Here is an 18,748-nt window from a genome sequence, read left to right as displayed (position 1 = left end):
CTCTCCTGGTGTGCGCTCGGGGGCGCGGTTGTACAGCTTGTCTGCGTACTACCTGGTGCCTTGCGCGGCGGGCCGCGGTCGGCGCAAGATCAACAGCGCGGCGGCGGTCTCAGTCGTCGCGCGAAGACGGTTGCACGATCCGTTCCAATGCAAGCGCCGTGCCCAGCAGTCCGGCATCGCGCATCGGGCCGTGCGACAGCATCAGCCCGACCGGCAGTTCGTCCGGCGCATGGCAGGGCATCGAGATCGAGCAGCCGTCGAAGAAGTTGAAGGCCGAGGTATTGCGCAACAGCAGGGCATTGACGCGGAAGAACTGCGCGTCATCGGTGCGCAGCGGGGCGATCTCGGGCGCAACCATCGGCACGGTCGGGCACACCACGGCGTCGAAGCGGGCCAGGCGCGCTTCCATGCGGGCGATCCAGTCGAGGCGGGCGCGGCCCAGGTCGATATAGTCGGCGGCGCTGACCGTTGCGCCGCGGTCGATGCGCGACGCCACGCGCGGGTCGTACAGCTCGCGCTTGCCGGCCAGTACATGGCGGTGGATGGCATAGGCCTCGGGCGCGCTGAAGCCGCCCTGTGCGTTCAGGGCGGCGAGCTCGCCAAGCTCGGGCAGGTCGACGTGTTCCAGCTGCACGCCGGCGGCCGACAGCCGGCCGAGTGCGCGGTCGAAGGCGCGGGCCACGACGGGGTCGAGGTCGTCCAGCAGGTACTGGCGCGGAATTGCCAGCCGCGTCGCCGTCGGGCTGGTGACACGCGGCAGCACCGCCTGGTCGGCGATCACGGCATCGACCGCGACGCAGTCGCCGACCGTGCGCGCCATGGCGCACGCGGTGTCGAGCGTATACGACAACGGGAAGGCGCCGGTCAGCGGCACGCGCCGGGCAGTCGGCTTGAAACCGGTGATGCCGCACAGCGCGGCCGGGATGCGGATCGAGCCGCCGGTATCGCTGCCGAGCGCGGCGACCGCCAGCCCGAGCGCCACCGACACTGCCGCGCCCGACGACGACCCGCCGGGAATGCGCGGCGTGCCGGGCTCGCTGGCCGGGTTGGCCGGCGTGCCGTAGTGGGGATTGATGCCGACGCCGGAGAAGGCGAACTCCGTCATATTGGTGCGGCCGACGAGGGCGGCGCCCGCCTGGCGCAGGCGCGCCACCACGGTCGCGTCCGCCGTCGCCGGGGCGGCATCGCGGCGCACGACCGAGGCTGCGCGCGTGACTTCTCCGGCGATGTCATAGAGGTCTTTCACCGAGACCGGCAGGCCGGCCAGCGGGTGCAGCGTCTTGCCGGCACCGCTGGCGGCATCGGCGGCGCGGGCAACCTGGGCAGCAGCCTCGAACGTGCTGTGCAGGAACACCGCCTCGGCGGCGGGCCCGGCTGCCGCGGCGGCGGCCTGCTCGAGGATCGCCGCGCGGCTGGTGGCGCCCTCGCGCAGGCGGGTGTTCAGGGTATCGAGATCGGGAAGCATGGATGGCATGGGCGCGGGGTTGCGGTACCGGGGGTGGTGACCATGCTCATAATTCGGGAATCAAGTGTCAAGCTAAAAATGCCGAATGGCGCGCATAAGCGCCGCGTGCCGTGCATGGCAGGCGAGATTCGGCCCGGTGTCGGCCCGGCGGTCGCACATGCCGCATGGGCGATAAATTGCGTAAAGTGATGCATAAGCATTATCACGAATCCGTGTAGCACGGAGCCGTCGTGATGGCGCAGTGCAAAATCACGCCCTCGGCAAGGTACAATAGCGGTTTCCCGCCAGCCGGACACCCCATGCAGCGGTGCCGGCCAAGCAGCAGCCATACCCAGCCATTACCCAGGCCTTCCCGGCCTTACTACACGCCTCCCGACCGCTACGATCATGGCGCATTTCTCGTGCTTCCCCGGCGCTTTGGCGCTTTCCGCCTTCCGTCAGCAACGCCTGCTTACCGCCCTGCGGCAAATCGATGCCGATATCGAATCGGTGCACGGCCAGTTCCTGCATTTTGTTGACGCGCAGACGCCGCTGTCGGCCGACGACCAGTCGCGCGTGGCGGCGCTGCTGACCTATGGCGCACCGTTCGCCGAGCAGCCCGAGGGCGACCGCTTCGTCGTGATCCCGCGCTTCGGCACGATCTCGCCGTGGGCCAGCAAGGCCACCGACATCGCCCATAACTGCGGCCTGACGCATATCCACCGCATCGAGCGCGGCATCGAGATCACCGTGATCTGCAAGAAGGGCCTGCTGCGCGGCCGCAAGTCGCTGGACGCGGACACCCGCGCCGCCGTCGCCGCGCACCTGTTCGACCGCATGACCGAGACCGTGGTGGCCTCGCGCGACGATGCCGCCGGCCTGTTCCAGGAACTGCCGGCCAAGCCGCTGCGCTTCATCGACATCTCCGCCGGCCGCAGCGCGCTGGCCGCGGCCAACGTCGAGATGGGCCTGGCGCTGTCCGAGGACGAGATCGACTACCTGGTCGACGCCTACGGCAAGCTGGAGCGCAACCCGACCGACGTCGAGCTGATGATGTTCGCGCAGGCCAACAGCGAACACTGCCGCCACAAGATTTTCAACGCCACCTGGACCATCGACGGCGTGCAGCAGGACAAGTCGCTGTTCGCGATGATCCGCAATACGCACGAGCTCAATCCGCAGGGCTCGATCGTGGCCTATTCGGACAACTCGGCGGTGATGGAAGGCGACGTGGCCGAGCGCTGGTTCCCGCGCGGCGACAGCCACAAGTACGGCCGCCACGAGGCGCTGACGCACACGCTGATGAAGGTGGAGACGCACAACCACCCGACCGCGATCTCGCCGTTCCCGGGTGCCTCGACCGGCGCCGGCGGTGAAATCCGCGACGAAGGCGCGACTGGCCGCGGCGCCAAGCCCAAGGCCGGCCTGACCGGCTTCACGGTGTCCAACCTGATGCTGCCCGAGGCGGTGGAGTCCTGGGAAAACGACCGCGACGCCGCCCAGCCGGTGGCGCACCGCAACCCCGACGACAAGCCTGGCGTGACCGGCAAGCCGGACCGCATCGCCTCGCCGCTGCAGATCATGATCGACGGCCCGCTCGGCGGCGCCGCGTTCAACAATGAATTCGGCCGCGCCAACCTGGGTGGCTACTTCCGCGTCTACGAGCAGAACGTCGGCGGCACCGTGCGCGGCTACCACAAGCCGATCATGATCGCCGGCGGCATTGGCAATATCGATGCCTCGCACACGCACAAGAACCCGCTGCCGGCCGGCACGCTGCTGATCCAGCTGGGCGGCCCGGGCATGCGCATCGGCATGGGCGGCGGCGCCGCCAGCTCGATGGCAACCGGCACCAACACCGCCGACCTGGACTTCGACTCGGTCCAGCGCGGCAACCCAGAGATGGAGCGCCGCGCGCAGGAAGTGATCAACGCGTGCTGGCAGCTTGGCGACGCCAACCCGATCCTCTCGATCCACGACGTCGGTGCTGGCGGCATCTCCAACGCCTTCCCTGAACTGGTGGACGGCGCCGACCGTGGCGCGCGCTTCGACCTGCGCCAGGTGCACCTGGAAGAGTCCGGCCTGTCGCCGGCGGAAATCTGGTGCAACGAGTCGCAGGAGCGCTATGTGCTGGCGATCGCGCCGGACAGCTTCCCGCAGTTCCAGGCCATGTGCGAGCGCGAACGTTCGCCATTCGCCGTGGTCGGCATCGCCACCGAGGAAAAGCAGTTGCAACTGGTCGATGCCAGCGTCGACGCTGCGCTCAAGGAGCACTACGCCGTCAACATGCCGATGGACGTGCTGCTGGGCAAGCCGCCGCGCATGCACCGCGACGTCAAGCGCGTCGAGCAGCCGTTGCCGGCGGTGGACGTGACCAGCATTAGCCTGGAGCAGGCCGTGCGCGACGTGCTGCGTCATCCGACCGTGGCCAGCAAGTCGTTCCTGATCTCGATCGGCGACCGCACCGTGGGCGGCATGAACGCACGCGACCAGATGGTCGGTCCGTGGCAGGTGCCGGTGGCCGACGTGGCCGTGACCACGCTGGACTACAAGGGCAATGCCGGCGAGGCGATGACCATGGGCGAGCGCACGCCGCTGGCCGTGATCGATGCACCGGCCTCGGGCCGCATGGCGATCGGCGAGGCGCTGACCAACCTGGCGGCCGCACCGGTCAAGGACCTGGGCAAGGTCAAGCTGTCGGCCAACTGGATGGCTGCCTGCGGCGTCGAAGGTGAAGATGCAAAGCTGTACGACACCGTGCATGCCGTCGGCATGGAGCTGTGCCCGGCGCTGGGCATCAGCATCCCGGTGGGCAAGGATTCGCTGTCGATGCGCACCAAGTGGCAGGACGAGGGCGTCGACAAGGAAGTGGTGGCCCCGGTATCGCTGATCATCTCGGCCTTTGCCGCGGTGGACGACGTCAACCGCACGCTGACGCCGCAACTGCGCACCGACGCCGGCGACACCGTGCTGATCGCCGTCGACCTGAGCCGCGGCAAGAACCGCATGGGCGGCAGCATCCTGGCGCAGGTCACGCAGCAGGTGGGCGACAGCGCGCCGGACGTCGACAGCGCTGAAGACCTGAAGAACTTCTTCAACGTCATCCAGCGCCTGAACCGCGAGGGCAAGCTGCTGGCCTACCATGACCGTTCCGATGGCGGCTTCATCGCCACGCTGGCCGAGATGGCCTTTGCCGGCCACTGCGGCGTGTCGCTGAACGTCGACATGCTGGCGCTCGATCCGCAGCAGGAACAGGACTACGGCGACGCCAAGAACTGGGCCCAGCAGATCGCCGAGCGCCGCAACGACCAGACCCTGCGCGCACTGTTCTCGGAAGAACTGGGCGCGGTGGTGCAGGTGCGCCTGCAGGACCGCGACGCGGTCTTCGCGGTGCTGCGCGAGGCTGGCCTGTCCGCATGCAGTCACGTGGTCGGCAAGCCCAACACCACCGACCAGGTCGAGATCTACCGCGATGCCAAGAAGGTGTTCGGCGCGTCGCGCACGGACCTGCAGCGCAACTGGAGCGAGGTCAGCTGGCGCATCGCGCGCCTGCGCGACAACCCGGCCTGCGCCGACAGCGAGTATGACCGCCTGCTGGACGCCGCCGATCCGGGCATCAGCCCGGTGCTGACGTTCGATCCGGCGGAGGACATCGCCGCGCCGTTCATCGCTACCGGCGCGCGTCCGCGCGTGGCGATCCTGCGGGAGCAGGGCGTCAACTCGCAGATCGAGATGGCCTACAGCATGGATCGTGCGGGCTTCGATACGCATGATGTGCATATGAGCGACCTGATCGCCGGGCGTGCCAACCTGGCGGATTTCACGGGCTTTGTTGCCTGCGGCGGCTTCAGCTACGGCGACGTGCTGGGCGCGGGCGAGGGCTGGGCCAAGACCATCCTGTTCAATGCGCAGATGGCCGAGCAGTTCGCGGCGTTCTTCAATCGCGAGGACACGTTTGCGCTGGGCGTCTGCAATGGTTGCCAGATGATGAGCAACCTGGCGCCGATCATTCCGGGGGCGGGGGCGTGGCCGCAGTTCACGCGTAACCAGTCGGAGCAGTACGAGGCGCGTTATGTCACGGTGGAGGTGCAGTCGTCGCCGTCGATCTTCTTTGCTGGCATGGAAGGTAGCCGCATTCCTATCGTGGTTGCGCACGGTGAAGGGTATGCGGACTTTTCGCAGCAGGGGAATATCGGCGAGGCCAACGTTGCGCTGCGTTTCGTCGACAACTACGGCGCGGTGACGCAGAGCTATCCGTTGAATCCGAATGGTTCGCCTGAGGGCATCACCTCGGTGACTACTGTCGATGGGCGCTTTACCGTGCTGATGCCGCATCCTGAGCGTGTGTTCCGTGCTGCCACGATGAGCTGGGCGCCGGATGCTTGGAAGCAGGTTGGCGATGGTGGTAGCCCGTGGATGCGGATGTTCAGGAATGCCAGGAAGTGGGTGGGGTAAGGCTTGGGATCTGTCTTGCGCCTAGGGACCTCGCGGTTGGTGACATGCTGTCGGGCTTTTGAAGCGCTTTGTCGCAGTTGGTGACATGCTGTTGGCCGTTGAAGCGTTGGAGTCGCGGTTGGTGACATGCTGTCGGCCGTTGAAGCGCCTGGTTCCGCCCTGCTGGGCGGGTCACTTTTTGGCCGAGCGCCAAAAAGTAACCAAAAAGCGCGTCGCCTGAGCGGCTGGCTATCAAGTTGGCGGCGTGGGTGGTTCGGCCGGCGGTGATTTCCGTTTTGGCTTGGGTGGCCGTTCGAGCCTGCTAACGCCAGGTGAGTTAGGGATAGTGCCTGGCGTTAACCGGCTATTGAACGATCCCCATGCCGGGCGTAGGCCGCCTGCTGCATGCCATATTGGTGGGACGCCTTCGGCTGCGCTGCGCGCGGGCCCAAGAAGGCAGAGCGGCTGATTTCGACTTGGTCACCAACAGCGCCCTGCGAGCGTAGCGACGCAGGTCCGTGCCCGAGAATTTCACCGGCGAGACTGAGCCGCGCGCAGCGCAGCCGTAGGCGATGACGCGATCCCCCTGGTAGCAGGCGGCCTACGCCCGGCCTGGGGATTGTTCAAAAGTGGGGATTCGCCAGGCACCGACATTCACTCACCTGGCGTAGCAGGCTGGCATCGCGACCACGCTCACTGAGACCAACGCCGCCCATATAGCCAGAAGCGCCAAATTGGCTCAGCCAGCCGCAGGCGACGCGCTTTTTGGTTACTTTTTGTCGCTCGGACAAAAAGTGACCCGCCCAGCAGGGCGGAACCAGGCGCTTCAACGGCCGACAGCATGTCACCAACCGCGACAGCGACGCAGCAACGGCCGATAACATGTCACCATCAGCGACAGCGACGCATCAACGGCCGACAGCATCTCACCAGCTGCGAGGACCGTCGATAATCTACTAAAGCCGATTCACCCCAAAACCTACGCCATCAACCTAGAACTCCAAGACGCATACGCATAAGTCAACATCCGCCCCGATTCAAATCCAGGTGCAGGCTTGATTTCACCCCGAGCCTCCTTGTACGCCACCACGGCGTGCAGGATCTTCTCGGGCGCATAACGGTCACGCAGGGGAAGGTAGGGGTGGAGCTGGCGCCAGCCGGGGGCGGCGCCGTCCAGAGTCGCCCAGGCCAACGCGCAATAGCACATGCCCCGGGACGTGAGATGCCACAGTTGCCAGTAGGGGGCGGTCGTCTCCACACGCTGCATCGTTCAACCTTGCAGGACCGGTGGGGGCGACCGGTCCGTGATTACTGGATTTTCGCCTTGTCCTTCAGCGACTTCATCATGGCCTGGAACTGCTCGCGCTGCCAGTTCTGGTCACCCATCAGCATCTGCATCAGCTGCGGCTTGACCTCTTCGAATGACGGGATCTTCGCTTCACGCACGTCGACCAGCTCGATGATGTGCCAGCCGAACTGCGTCTTGACCGGCGTATCGGTCATCTGGCCCTTCTTCAGGCCGGTCATGGCCGCCGAGAACTCCGGCACGTAGCTGCCGCTGTTGGCCCAGTCCAGGTCGCCACCGTTGGCAGCCGAGCCCGGGTCCTTCGAGGCGGCCTTGGCCTGGTCTTCGAACTTGGCGCCGCCCTTGATCTTGGCGATGATCGCCTTGGCGTCGGCTTCCTTCTCCACCAGGATATGGCGGGCATGGTATTCCTTGCCATTGCCGAATTGCGACTTGATCTTGTCGTACTGCTTGCGCAGCTCGGCGTCGCTGGCGCCGTGGGTCTTGACGTAGTCCTCAAATACCGCGCCGGCCAGCACGTTCAGGCGTGCCTGTTCCAGTTGCTCCTGCACGTCGTCGCGCTGGGTCAGGCCGCGCTTGTTGGCTTCCTGCACGAGTAGTTCGCGGTCGATCAGCATGTCGCGGCCACGCTTGCGCAGCTCCGGATTGTCGGGCTGGCCGGTGCCGGCGATCAACTTGTCCAGCTTTGTCGACGGAATGGCCTTGCCATTCACGACGGCGGCATTCTGGGCGATGGCCGGCAAGCTGCCAGCTGCAAGCACAGCCGCCAGGCTGAACGAGAGGACGGTGGTCTTCATGGAATCTGGTCTGAGAGTTGCTGAAAGAAGCGCGCTCATGCGCGCGATTGGTACTCTTGGTCGGTGTACGCAGTCACGGCCAAGGCGTGGATCTGCGCGGGGAACAGACTGCGCAGCGCATCATACACCATGCGGTGTCGCGCAACCCGGCTGTGACCTGCAAAGCGCTCGCTGACGATTGTCACGTCGTAATGTCCGCCTCCGGATGCGGCGCCGGCATGTCCGGCGTGCAGTGCGCTGTCGTCGCGCACGGCCAGGTAGCTGGGGGCGAGCGCTTCGCGCAGCAGTGCCTCGATCGTGGCGGGATTGGCTGCCATCGGTAGTTTCCTTATCGGGGATAAAACGGCAGAAGCGTCAGTCCTGGCTGTTCTCGGGCATGTGCCGCGACAGCCAGACGCTCTGCGCGACGATGAACACCAGCATCAGCCCCATGCTGCCGAACAGCTTGAAGTTGACCCAGACGTCGGTGGAAAACTGATAGGCCACGTAGAGGTTCAGCACACCCATGGCCGCGAAGAACCCGGCCCAGGCGGCATTCAGGCGCGCCCACACCGGATCGGGCAGGGTGACCTGCTTTTCCATCATGGCGCGGATCAGGTTCTTGCGCCAGACCATCGCCGAGCCCAGTAGTGCCACGGCGAACATCCAGTAGAGCACCGTCGGCTTCCACTTGATGAAGGTTTCGTTGTGCAGCACCAGCGTGGCGCCGCCGAATACGGCGATGATCAGCAGGCTGACCCACTGCATCGGCTCGACCTTGCGGTGGCGAAACCAGACCCAGCCGATCTGCACCACCGTGGCGGCAATGGCCACGGCAGTGGCGGTGTAAATGTCGGCCAGCTTGAAGGCGGCGAAAAACAGGATGACCGGGAACAGGTCGAACAGGAATTTCATGCGGTACCAGGTTGTTGCCGGCCCGATGGCCGGCGCTTGTCAGCGCTGCGGGTCGCGCCGGGGTTCGTTGCCGCTGCCGGCATCGTGGGCATGATCCGCCTCACGCTGCGCCGGGTCGCGATCGTCGAATTTTAACGCAGCCGAGTTGATGCAATAGCGCAGGCCGGTCGGGGCCGGCCCGTCCTCGAACACATGGCCCAGGTGGCTGCCGCATTCCTTGCAGCGGACTTCTACCCGCACCATGCCGTGGGTGTGGTCGGCATGTTCGGCAATGACCTCGCCGTTGATGGGGCGGAAATAGCTGGGCCAGCCGCAGCCGGCATCGAACTTGGTGGCGGACTCGAACAGCGGCGTGCCGCAGCCGACGCAGTTGTAGATGCCGCGTTCCCAGTGATCCCAGTAGCGGCCGGTGAAGGGGCGCTCGGTCGCGGCTTCGCGCGTCACACGGTATTCGATGTCGGAGAGCTGGTCGCGCCACTCGGCGTCGGTCTTGGTGGTGGTCATTGTCGTTTCCTCACGGTCTTGCCCGGGATAATGGCCTCGGAACTTCTGGCCTCGGAACTCCTGGCCCCGGAACCTTCGTTGGTCGGCGCACTGGCGCGAACCTTACACCGGATGGCGCCGGCGTGCAGGCTCGGGCACATGAGCAATCCGGTCACGACGAGCAGCTGACTTCCAGCCCGGCGGCCCAGTCGGGCGGCAGCGCGGCATAGTGGTCGGCCTCGGGCTGCTCGTCGAAGGGGCGCGACAGCACCGCCAGCAGGCGCCCGGTTTCGCTGAAATCCTTTTCTCGCGCGTGCCGGATCGCGGTCTCGGCCAGGTGATTGCGCAGCACGTATTTGGGGTTCACCGCCAGCATTTCCAGCTCGCGCGCGGCGTCGTCCGATTGCTCCGCACGCAGCCGCGCGCGGTAGTCGACGGCCCAGGCGTCGAAGGCCGCGCGGTCCAGGAACAGGTCGCGCACCGGCGCATCGCGCGAGGCATCGTGCGACGAGATGCCGCACAGCTTGCGCCAGAACAGCGTGTAGTCGACGCGCTGACCGTGCAGCAGCTGGAACAGGCTGGTCAGCAGGGGCTCGTCAACCTTGTCATCGCCGCCGGCCGGCGGGCGCAGGCCAAGCTTGGCACGGTAGTGGCGGAAGAAGGCGGCAGCATAGCGGTCGCGGAACGGATCGAGCGCCGTGCGCGCCGATTCGATGGCGGCATCGCGGGCGCCTTCCTTGTCGGCGTCCACCGCCGGCAGCCACAGCGGCAGCAGCGCCTGTGCCAGGCAGTGCAAATTCCAGAATGCCACCTGCGGCTGCTGGCTGTAGGCGTAGCGGCCCTGCGTATCGGAGTGGTTGCAGATATGGTTGGCGTCGAATGCATCGAGGAAGCCGAACGGGCCGTAGTCGATGGTTAGTCCCAGGATCGACATATTGTCGGTGTTCATCACCCCGTGACAGAAGCCGATGGCCTGCCAGTGCGCGACCAGGTCGGCAGTGCGCAGCGAGACTTCGCGCAGCAGCGCCTGGTATGGCTGTGCCTCGTCGCGCAACGCCGGCATGAAGTTGTCGATGACGAAGTCCGCCAGCTGGCGCAGCGAGGCCACGTCGTCATGCGCGGCGAAATGCTCGAAATGCCCGAAGCGGATAAAGGTCGGCGCCAGGCGCGTGACCACCGCCGAGGTCTCGATGGTTTCGCGCCGCACCGGGGCATCCGAGCCGACGATGCTGAGCGCGCGCGTGGTCGGCACGCCGAGCGCGGCCATTGCTTCCGAGCACAGGTACTCGCGGATCGACGAGCGCAGCACCGCGCGGCCATCGGCCATGCGCGAGTAGGGCGTCAGTCCGGCGCCCTTGAGCTGGATTTCCCAGGGGCCCGTGGCCGTGTCGGCCTGTGCCAGCCGGATCGCGCGGCCGTCGCCGAGTTGCCCGGCCCAGATGCCGAACTGGTGTCCGGAATAGACCGTAGCAATGGGATCGGCCCAGCGGGGCACCTGGTTGCCGACAAAGGTCTCGACAAAGCCGGGCTCGGCGCCCACGCCGCCATCCCAGCCAAGCAGCGCCGCGGCGGCCGGCGCCACGCCTACCAGGTACGGCGAGGGCAGCGGCGTTGGCTGCAGGCGCGTGAAGAATTTCTCGCCGAGCACGGAGAAGCCGGGCGTGGTGTCGAACGGTACGGCGAGCGCCGAGGCACCGTTGGCACCGTAGGTATCGAAGTCGTGCAAGGCGTTGGACTGGGGCGTGTCTGGCATCGCGATAGGGGCGCGCGGCAAGCGCAATCCGCGGGTTCGGGTGCGGCGCGCAAAGCCGCTTCCGGGGCGGTGCGGGCGCCGCATGGCGAGGGCACGGGAATGCGTAGATGGCTAGGGAAAACGACATGTTGAGGTGCAACATGCCACGCAGTATTGTACGTCCTCAACGGCTCACATCCGGTGAGACCGCCACGCACCGCGCAGTTATTTCCCTCCTTCAATGCGCACATGAATCCGGTGCATGGATTTCGCAGAATTGCGGCCCCGATTACCACGCTTCACCACACGGCTTAACCACAGCAGTACGGCAGTGCACAACAGAATCGCAGTGACGCTGTTTCGAGGCACGCGGACAACCGCCCAAAAATAGTACGGTTGTTCGTTTTTTGACGAATCCACCAGACTTCAGGAGGCAGTTTCATGGCATTGATGGGTCAAATGATGAGCGCGCCGCTGCTCATTTCCTCCATCATCAAGCACGCCGCCCGTTACTACGGGTCGACGGAAATCGTTTCGCGCCGCACCGAGGGCGACCTGCACCGCTATACCTACCGCGATTGCGAACTGCGCGCCCGCAAGGTGGCGCAGGCGCTCGGCGCGCTGGGCGTGCAGCAGGGCGAGCGCGTCGGCACGCTGGCGTGGAACGGTTATCGCCACCTGGAGGTTTACTATGGCGTGTCGGGCATGGGCGCCGTCTGCCATACCATCAACCCGCGCCTGTTCCCCGAGCAGATTGCCTATATCGTCAACCATGCCGAAGACAGCTACGTCTTCTTCGACCTGACCTTCCTGCCGCTGGTAGAGGGCGTCGCGCCGCATTGCCCCAACGTGAAAGGCTGGGTTGCGATGACCGATCGCGCCCACATGCCGGCCGAGTCCAAGGTGCCGCTGCTCTGCTACGAGGAACTGGTCGACGCGCAGGATGGCAACTACGAATGGCTGCAGTTCGACGAGCACCTCGCGTCGAGCCTGTGCTACACCTCAGGCACCACCGGCAATCCCAAGGGCGCGCTGTATTCGCACCGCTCCACCGTGCTGCACTCGTACGCCTCGGCGCTGCCCGACGCGCTCGGCTGCTCGGCGCGCGACGTGATCCTGCCCGTGGTGCCGATGTTCCACGTCAACGCCTGGGGCCTGCCGTACTCGGTGCCGCTGGTCGGCGCCAAGCTGGTGTTCCCGGGCGCCAAGCTGGACGGTGCCTCGCTCTATGAATTGTTCGAGCAGGAGAAGGTGACTTTCTCCGCCGGCGTGCCGACGGTCTGGCTTGGCCTGCTGCAATACGTGCAGTCGAACAACCTGAAGTTCTCCACCTTCCGCCGCACCGTGATCGGCGGCTCCGCTGCGCCGCCAGCGATGATCCGCGCGCTCGAGGCGCTGGACGTGGACGTCATCCACGCCTGGGGCATGACCGAGATGTCGCCGCTGGGCACCTCGTGCAAGCTGCTGGCCAAGCATGAGGAACTGTCCGATGCCGACCGCCACAAGATCCAGGAGAAGCAGGGCCGCGTGATCTTCGGCGTCGATATGAAGATCGTCGACGGCGAAGGCAAGGAACTGCCGTGGGACGGCAAGGCCTTCGGCGACCTGATGGTGCGCGGGCCATGGATCATCGACCAGTACTACCGCAACGGCAGCAACCCGCTGGTCGACGGCTGGTTCCCGACCGGCGACGTCGCCACCATCGATGAAGACGGCTTCATGCAGATCACGGACCGCAGCAAAGACGTGATCAAGTCCGGCGGCGAATGGATTTCGTCGATCGACATCGAGAACGTCGCCGCCGCGCACCCCGCGGTGCATATGGCGGCCTGCATCTCGGCCTACCACCCCAAGTGGGACGAGCGCCCGCTGCTGGTGGTGGTGAAGAAGCCCGGCGCCGAAGTCACGCGCGAGGAACTGCTGCAGTTCTTCGAGGGCAAGGTCGCCAAGTGGTGGATCCCGGACGATGTCGCCTTTGTCACCGAGATTCCGCTGACCGCCACCGGCAAGATGCAGAAGCTCAAGCTGCGCGAACAGTTCAAGGACTACAAGCTGCCGGCGGCCTGAAGCCGGCACAGGGCAGCATCCGGTGCGCCGCGCCTGCTTGCGGCATGGCGCCGCCCGGGGCCCGGCTGCATGGCGCGGACAGGAGGGCGCCACGCCGCCGGCCGCAATCAACGACTGCAATCAACGACTGCAATCAACGACAAGCCAACGACAAGAGTGAAGGAGACAGTATGACCAAGATGCGTCCGCTGGTGGCTGGTGTGGCCATGTTCGCCGCAATGGGTTCTGCGCTGGTTTCGGGTTCGGCACTCGCGGATACGGTGAAGATCGCCTTCATCGATCCGCTTTCGGGGCTGATGGCCCCCGTTGGACAGAACCAGCTCAAGAGCTGGCAGTTCGTGGCCGACGTGGCCAACCAGAAGGGCTGGGCCGGCGCGCACAAGTTCGAGGTGGTGGGCTTTGACAACAAGCTCTCGCCGCAGGAGAGCCTGACCATCCTGAAGCAGGCGATCGACCAGAACATCCGCTATATCGTGCAGGGCAACGGCTCGTCGGTCGGGCTGGCGCTGCAGGATGCGGTGGCCAAGCACAACGAGCGCAACCCGGGCAAGGAAATCATCTACCTGAACTACGCCGCGGTGGACCCGGACATGACCAATGCCAAGTGCAACTACTGGCATTTCCGGCTCGACGCCAACTCGGACATGAAGATGGAGGCGCTGACCACCTTCCTGGCCAAGGATCCCGGCGTCAAGAAGGTTTACCTGATCAACCAGAACTACTCGTTCGGGCACCAGGTGGCCAAGGCGGCCAAGGACTACCTGAAGCGCAAGCGCCCGGATATCCAGATCGTGGGTGAAGACCTGCACCCGCTGGCGCAGGTGAAGGACTTTGCGCCGTATGCGGCCAAGATCAAGGCCTCGGGCGCCGATACCGTGATCACCGGCAACTGGGGCAGCGACCTGGCACTGCTGATCAAGGCGGGCAAGGACGCCGGCCTGACCACCAACTACTACACTTACTACGCCGGCACCACCGGCGTGCCGACCGCCATGGGCGCGGCCGGTGCCGAGCACGTCAAGTACGTGGGCTACTACAACCCCAACAACAAGGGGTTCAAGGGCTCCGACGTCATCGAGGGCTTCAAGAAGAAGTACAACGATGACTTCTACGTGATGGCGTCCTACACCGGCATCGCCATGCTGTCCAAGGCGTTCAAGGACACCAACTCGACCGACCCGGTCAAGGTGGCCAAGGCGCTGGAAGGCATCAAGGTCGAGAGCATGAACGGCCTGGTCGAGATGCGCAATACCGACCACCAGGCCCAGCAGCCGCTGGTGGTGGCCACCTGGACCAAGATCGACGGCAAGGAAATCAAGTACGACCAGGAGAACACCGGGTACGGCTGGAAGACCAACGCGCAGATGGACCAGTACGTGTCCGCGCAGCCGACGTCCTGCCAGATGAAGCGGCCGGGCTGATCCTGTCCATGTCGGGCCGGCCACGATGACACGCGCAGGTGATGCAGCGTGACAGCGTGGCGGCCCGATCCTGCATACTCTCGGTCTTTCTGGATCGATAGCGGTAGCGTCCGGGGCGCCATGCGCCCTGCGGAGGGGGACGCTCACCCCAAATCCAACCGGACGGATGCCAACGCACCCCACTGCGGCGGCACCAGCTTGAAGGACACGCTGTGGAATTCTTTGTCATCTCCCTGCTCAACGGCATCAGCTACGGGCTGCTGCTGTTCATGCTGTCATCAGGCCTGACCCTGATCTTCAGCATGATGGGCGTGCTCAATTTCGCGCACGCAAGCTTCTATATGCTGGGCGCATATTTCGCCTACACCATCGCCAGCAAGGTCGGCTTCTGGCCGGCGCTGATCTTCGCGCCGCTGCTGGTCGCTGGCGCGGGCGCGCTGGTGGAGCGCTTCGGCCTGCGCACGGTGCACAAGTACGGCCACGTGGCAGAGCTGCTGTTCACCTTCGGCCTGGCCTACCTGATCGAAGAGGGCGTCAAGCTGGTGTGGGGACTGGCCGCGGTGCCTTACCGCATCCCGGCCGAACTGGAAGGCCCGCTGTTCCAGGTGTTCACCTCGACCTTCCCCAAATACCGCGCCTTCATGATGCTGGTGTCGCTGGGCATGCTGGTGGCGATCTACCTGGTGCTGACGCGCACCCGCATCGGCCTGGTGATCCAGGCCGCGCTGACCCATCCGGAGATGGTCGAGGCGCTGGGCCACAACGTGCCGCGCGTGTTCATGATGGTGTTCGGCGGCGGCGCCGCGCTGGCGGGGCTGGCCGGCGTGATCGGCGGCAATGCCTTCGTCACCGAGCCGTCGATGGCGGCGGCGGTCGGGTCGATCGTATTCGTGGTGGCGGTGGTCGGCGGCATGGGGTCGCTGGTGGGGGCCTTCATTGCGTCAATATTGATTGGCGTGCTGCAGACCTTTGCGGTCACGATCGACGCTTCGCTTGCGGGGCTGTTGCGCAGCCTTGGCATGGCAGTCAGCGAAGCCACGCCGTTCTACGCCTTGTGGAAGCTCACGGTGGCCCAGGTGGCGCCGGTGCTGCCGTACCTGTTGCTGGTGGTGATGCTGATCTTCCGCCCGCGTGGACTGATGGGAACCCGGGAGAGCTGAGGCCATGGAGCAAGCGATGCAACAACCGCGCGAGCCGGTGTCGACCGGCCGCACCCTGCGCTACCGCCCGCTGAACCTGGCGCGCTGGGTAATCTGGAGCCTGACCATCGTCATCATGCTGGTGCTGCCGCTGGTGTTTACCGGGGGCTTCGCCATCACGCTGATGTCGCAGATGGGCATCATGATCATTTTTGCGCTCTCGTACAACATGCTGCTCGGGCAGACCGGCATGCTGTCGTTCGGCCATGCGGTGTATTCCGGGCTGGGCGCCTTCATTGCCGTGCACGTGCTGAACATGGTCGGCGCCGGCACGGTCTGGCTGCCGGTGTCGATGCTGCCGCTGGTGGGCGGGCTGGCCGGCGCGTTCTTCGGCGTGATCTTCGGCTATGTCACCACCAAGAAGGCCGGCACCACCTTTGCCATGATCACCATGGGCATCGGCGAGATGGTGTTCGCCAGCTCGCTGATGTTCCCCGAGTTCTTCGGCGGCGAGGGCGGCATCTCCACCAACCGCGTGGTCGGCGACCCGTTTTTGGGGCTCACCTTCGGGCCCGGGCGCCAGGTCTACTACCTGATCGCGGTGTGGTGCCTGGTGTCGATGGTGGCCATGTACGCGTGGACGCAGACGCCGCTGGGCCGTATCGCCAACGCCGTGCGCGACAACCCCGAGCGGGTCGAGTTCATCGGCTACAACACCCAGCGCGTGCGCTACCTGGTGCTGGTGCTGTCGGCGTTCTTCGCCGGGATCTCCGGGGCGCTCGCGGCGATCAACTTCGAGATCGTCTCGGCCGAGAACGTCAGCGCGGTGCGATCAGGCGGCGTGCTGCTGGCGGTGTTCATCGGCGGCGCGGGCGTGTTCTTCGGGCCGATCATCGGGGCGGTGGTGTTCGTGCTGTTCGCGGTGGCGCTGTCGGACCTGACCAAGGCGTGGCTGCTGTACCTGGGCCTGTTCTTCGTGCTGATGGTGATGTTCGTGCCGGGCGGCCTGGCCAGCCTGCTGCTGATGCAGCTGCCGCTGGCGGCGAAGGGCAGGTTGCGCCGCATGCTGCCCTCTTATGCAAAGGCGGGCGCGGCCGGCGTGGTGCTGCTGGTGGCGATGATCGTGACGGTCGAACTCGTCTACAAGGTGCAGGTCGACAGCGCCAATGGCACGGCCATGAAGCTGTTCGGCGTCGGCTTCGATGCGGCGACGTGGACGCCATGGGCGGTGGCGGCGGTGCTGTGGGCCGGGGGGCTGGCCGCATGGCGGCTGACGGTGCGCGCGTCGCGCGCCGAATGGGACAAGGTGCAGGCGGAGATCGCGGGAGGCACGGCATGACGGCGGCACTGGAACTGACCGAGGTACGCAAGAAGTTCGGCCAGACGGAGATTATCCGCGGCGTGAACCTGAGCATCCCGAAGGGTGAGCGCCACGCGCTGATCGGGCCCAACGGGGCGGGCAAGTCCACCACCTTCAACCTGATCTCGGGCCGCTTTGCGCCCACCAGCGGCACGGTGCGCCTGAACGGGCATGAGATCGGCGGGCTGCAGCCGTTCGTGATCAACCGCATGGGGCTGTCGCGCAGCTTCCAGATCACCAATATCTTCCATCGGCTGTCGGTGTTCGAGAACCTGCGCTGCGCGGTGCTGTGGTCGCTTGGCTACAAGTACTCGTTCTGGCACCGGCTGACGGGTTTGCGCGATGCGCGCGAGCGGGCCGACGAGGTGCTGGAACTGATCGGCATGCAGCACCGGCGCAATACACAGGCGGGCCTTCTGACCTACGCTGAGCAGCGCGCGCTGGAAATCGGCATCACCATCGCCGGTGGTGCCGAGGTGATCCTGCTGGATGAGCCTACCGCGGGCATGAGCCGCTCCGAGTCCGACCATGCAGTCGAACTGATCCGCAAGGTCACCGTCGGCAAGACACTGGTGATGGTGGAGCACGACATGAGCGTGGTGTTCGGGCTGGCCGACCGCATTTCGGTGCTGGTCTACGGCGAAGTGATCGCCACCGATACCCCGCAGGCGATCCGCAACAACCGCAAGGTCAAGGAAGCCTACCTGGGGACCACGCTGGACGAAGACGCCACCGAAGGAGCGCACTGATGGGCAAGCGGATGCTGGAAGTCACGGGCCTGCATGCCTACTACGGCAAGAGCCATATCCTGCATGGCGTCGATGCGCATATCGACGAAGGCGAGATCGTGGCGCTGCTGGGGCGCAACGGGGTGGGGCGCTCGACCATGGCCAAGGCCATCCTCGGCATGGTCAAGGCCGAGGGCTCGGTGAAGTTCCGCGGCGAGGAGATCCTGGGGCGGCGCACGTTCGAGATCGCGCACCTCGGCATCGGCTATGTGCCGGAGAACCGGGACATCTTCCCGACGCTGACGGTGCGGCAGAACCTGCTGCTTGGCGAGAAGCGCAACCCGCGGCAGCCCAAACCGCGCTGGTCGGTGGAAGACATGTTCAACATGTTCCCCCGGCTCAGGGAACGCGAGAACACCTCCGCGGGCGTGTTGTCAGGCGGCGAGCAGCAGATGCTGACGCTGTGCCGGACGTTGATGGGCGATCCCGACCTGGTGCTGATCGACGAGCCCACCGAAGGGCTGGCGCCGATGATCGTGGCGCTGGTGGGTGACTACCTGAAGACGCTGAAGGAGCGGGGCGTCTCGGTGCTGCTGATCGAGCAGAAGCTGGCGATTGCGCTGGATATCTCGCAGCGGGTCTACGTCATGGGGCACGGGCATATCGTGTTCGAGGGCACGCCCGGCGAACTCAAGGCGAACTCGCAGATCCGGAAGGAGTGGCTGGAGGTGTAAGCGTCTCCGCCGGCGCTGCGGGTGCCACCCGTAGCGTCGGCGTCACTTCATGTTTCACGACAGCCGCGGGAAAGGCGCTCCTTCAACTCCGAGCGTCTCACTAGTGCTTCTCAGGTCGTTGATTACTCAAATTTCCAGTTGAGGACAAGCCACTTTGCAACACTGTTGTAAATTTGTCTTAACACAAAAAATGGGAATGATTCGCATTT

The 18,748-nt window shown here is 65.4% G+C and carries 13 protein-coding genes; 7 read left to right on the top strand and 6 right to left on the bottom strand.

Going from position 1 to position 18,748, the window contains the following annotated elements; all coding sequences use genetic code 11:
• Window positions 1-109: 109 nt before the first annotated feature.
• Window positions 110-1,474, bottom strand: coding sequence for an amidase (locus ACAD63_RS14590; RefSeq protein WP_195431409.1), 1,365 nt, complete (start codon window positions 1,472-1,474; stop codon window positions 110-112).
• 378 nt (window positions 1,475-1,852) lie between these two features.
• On the opposite strand from ACAD63_RS14590, the gene purL reads away from it, so the two are divergent.
• Window positions 1,853-5,899 carry a phosphoribosylformylglycinamidine synthase gene (purL, locus tag ACAD63_RS14585; protein ID WP_434032894.1) on the top strand — a complete coding sequence of 1,349 codons (4,047 nt, stop codon included), beginning with the start codon at window positions 1,853-1,855 and terminating at the stop codon, window positions 5,897-5,899.
• Window positions 5,900-7,186: 1,287 nt separating this feature from the next.
• Here the strand turns inward: purL and ACAD63_RS14580 are convergent.
• The 5 genes from ACAD63_RS14580 to ACAD63_RS14560 form a co-directional block, all read right to left on the bottom strand.
• Entirely contained in the window at window positions 7,187-7,981 is a 795-nt protein-coding gene (locus ACAD63_RS14580) for a peptidylprolyl isomerase (RefSeq protein ID WP_133098354.1), read from the bottom strand.
• Window positions 7,982-8,016: 35 nt separating this feature from the next.
• Complete coding sequence (locus ACAD63_RS14575; RefSeq protein ID WP_135705056.1) at window positions 8,017-8,298, bottom strand: BolA family protein; 282 nt, start codon at window positions 8,296-8,298, stop codon at window positions 8,017-8,019.
• A gap of 37 nt (window positions 8,299-8,335) precedes the next feature.
• Window positions 8,336-8,875, bottom strand: a complete 540-nt coding sequence (locus ACAD63_RS14570) for a septation protein A (RefSeq protein ID WP_133098356.1) — start codon at window positions 8,873-8,875, stop codon at window positions 8,336-8,338.
• 39 nt (window positions 8,876-8,914) lie between these two features.
• A complete protein-coding gene (msrB, locus tag ACAD63_RS14565; protein ID WP_063242135.1) occupies window positions 8,915-9,379 on the bottom strand; it encodes a peptide-methionine (R)-S-oxide reductase MsrB in 465 nt (154 codons plus the stop codon).
• Between the two features lie 151 nt (window positions 9,380-9,530).
• A complete protein-coding gene (locus ACAD63_RS14560; RefSeq protein ID WP_135706247.1) occupies window positions 9,531-11,111 on the bottom strand; it encodes a protein adenylyltransferase SelO in 1,581 nt (526 codons plus the stop codon).
• A 420-nt stretch (window positions 11,112-11,531) separates the two neighbouring features.
• Between ACAD63_RS14560 and ACAD63_RS14555 the strand changes: the two genes are divergently transcribed.
• The 6 genes from ACAD63_RS14555 to ACAD63_RS14530 all read left to right on the top strand — a co-directional run bounded on the left by ACAD63_RS14555 (window position 11,532) and on the right by ACAD63_RS14530 (window position 18,539).
• Window positions 11,532-13,157, top strand: coding sequence for a 3-(methylthio)propionyl-CoA ligase (locus ACAD63_RS14555; RefSeq protein ID WP_434032893.1), 1,626 nt, complete (start codon window positions 11,532-11,534; stop codon window positions 13,155-13,157).
• A 170-nt stretch (window positions 13,158-13,327) separates the two neighbouring features.
• On the top strand, window positions 13,328-14,578 hold the full coding sequence (locus ACAD63_RS14550; RefSeq protein WP_133098358.1) for a branched-chain amino acid ABC transporter substrate-binding protein: 1,251 nt from the start codon (window positions 13,328-13,330) through the stop codon (window positions 14,576-14,578).
• A 212-nt stretch (window positions 14,579-14,790) separates the two neighbouring features.
• Window positions 14,791-15,738, top strand: a complete 948-nt coding sequence (locus ACAD63_RS14545) for a branched-chain amino acid ABC transporter permease (RefSeq protein ID WP_029048186.1) — start codon at window positions 14,791-14,793, stop codon at window positions 15,736-15,738.
• Window positions 15,739-15,742: 4 nt separating this feature from the next.
• Window positions 15,743-17,056: a branched-chain amino acid ABC transporter permease gene (locus ACAD63_RS14540; protein ID WP_133098359.1), complete on the top strand. Its 1,314-nt coding sequence runs from the start codon at window positions 15,743-15,745 to the stop codon at window positions 17,054-17,056.
• Window positions 17,053-17,826 (top strand): ABC transporter ATP-binding protein, encoded by a 774-nt coding sequence (locus ACAD63_RS14535; protein ID WP_434032892.1) that lies wholly within the window; start codon window positions 17,053-17,055, stop codon window positions 17,824-17,826. Before ACAD63_RS14540 ends, ACAD63_RS14535 begins: the two co-directional genes overlap by 4 nt.
• The gene (locus ACAD63_RS14530) at window positions 17,826-18,539 is read left to right on the top strand and encodes an ABC transporter ATP-binding protein (RefSeq protein WP_133098361.1); all 714 of its coding nucleotides are present in this window, start codon (window positions 17,826-17,828) and stop codon (window positions 18,537-18,539) included. The genes ACAD63_RS14535 and ACAD63_RS14530 overlap by 1 nt, the downstream gene beginning before the upstream one ends.
• Window positions 18,540-18,748: the final 209 nt, after the last annotated feature.

Origin of the sequence: Cupriavidus sp. a3, from assembly GCF_051015765.1 — a bacterium.
Taxonomy (GTDB): domain Bacteria; phylum Pseudomonadota; class Gammaproteobacteria; order Burkholderiales; family Burkholderiaceae; genus Cupriavidus; species Cupriavidus oxalaticus_A.
This window is presented reverse-complemented; position numbering and strand designations above follow the sequence as displayed.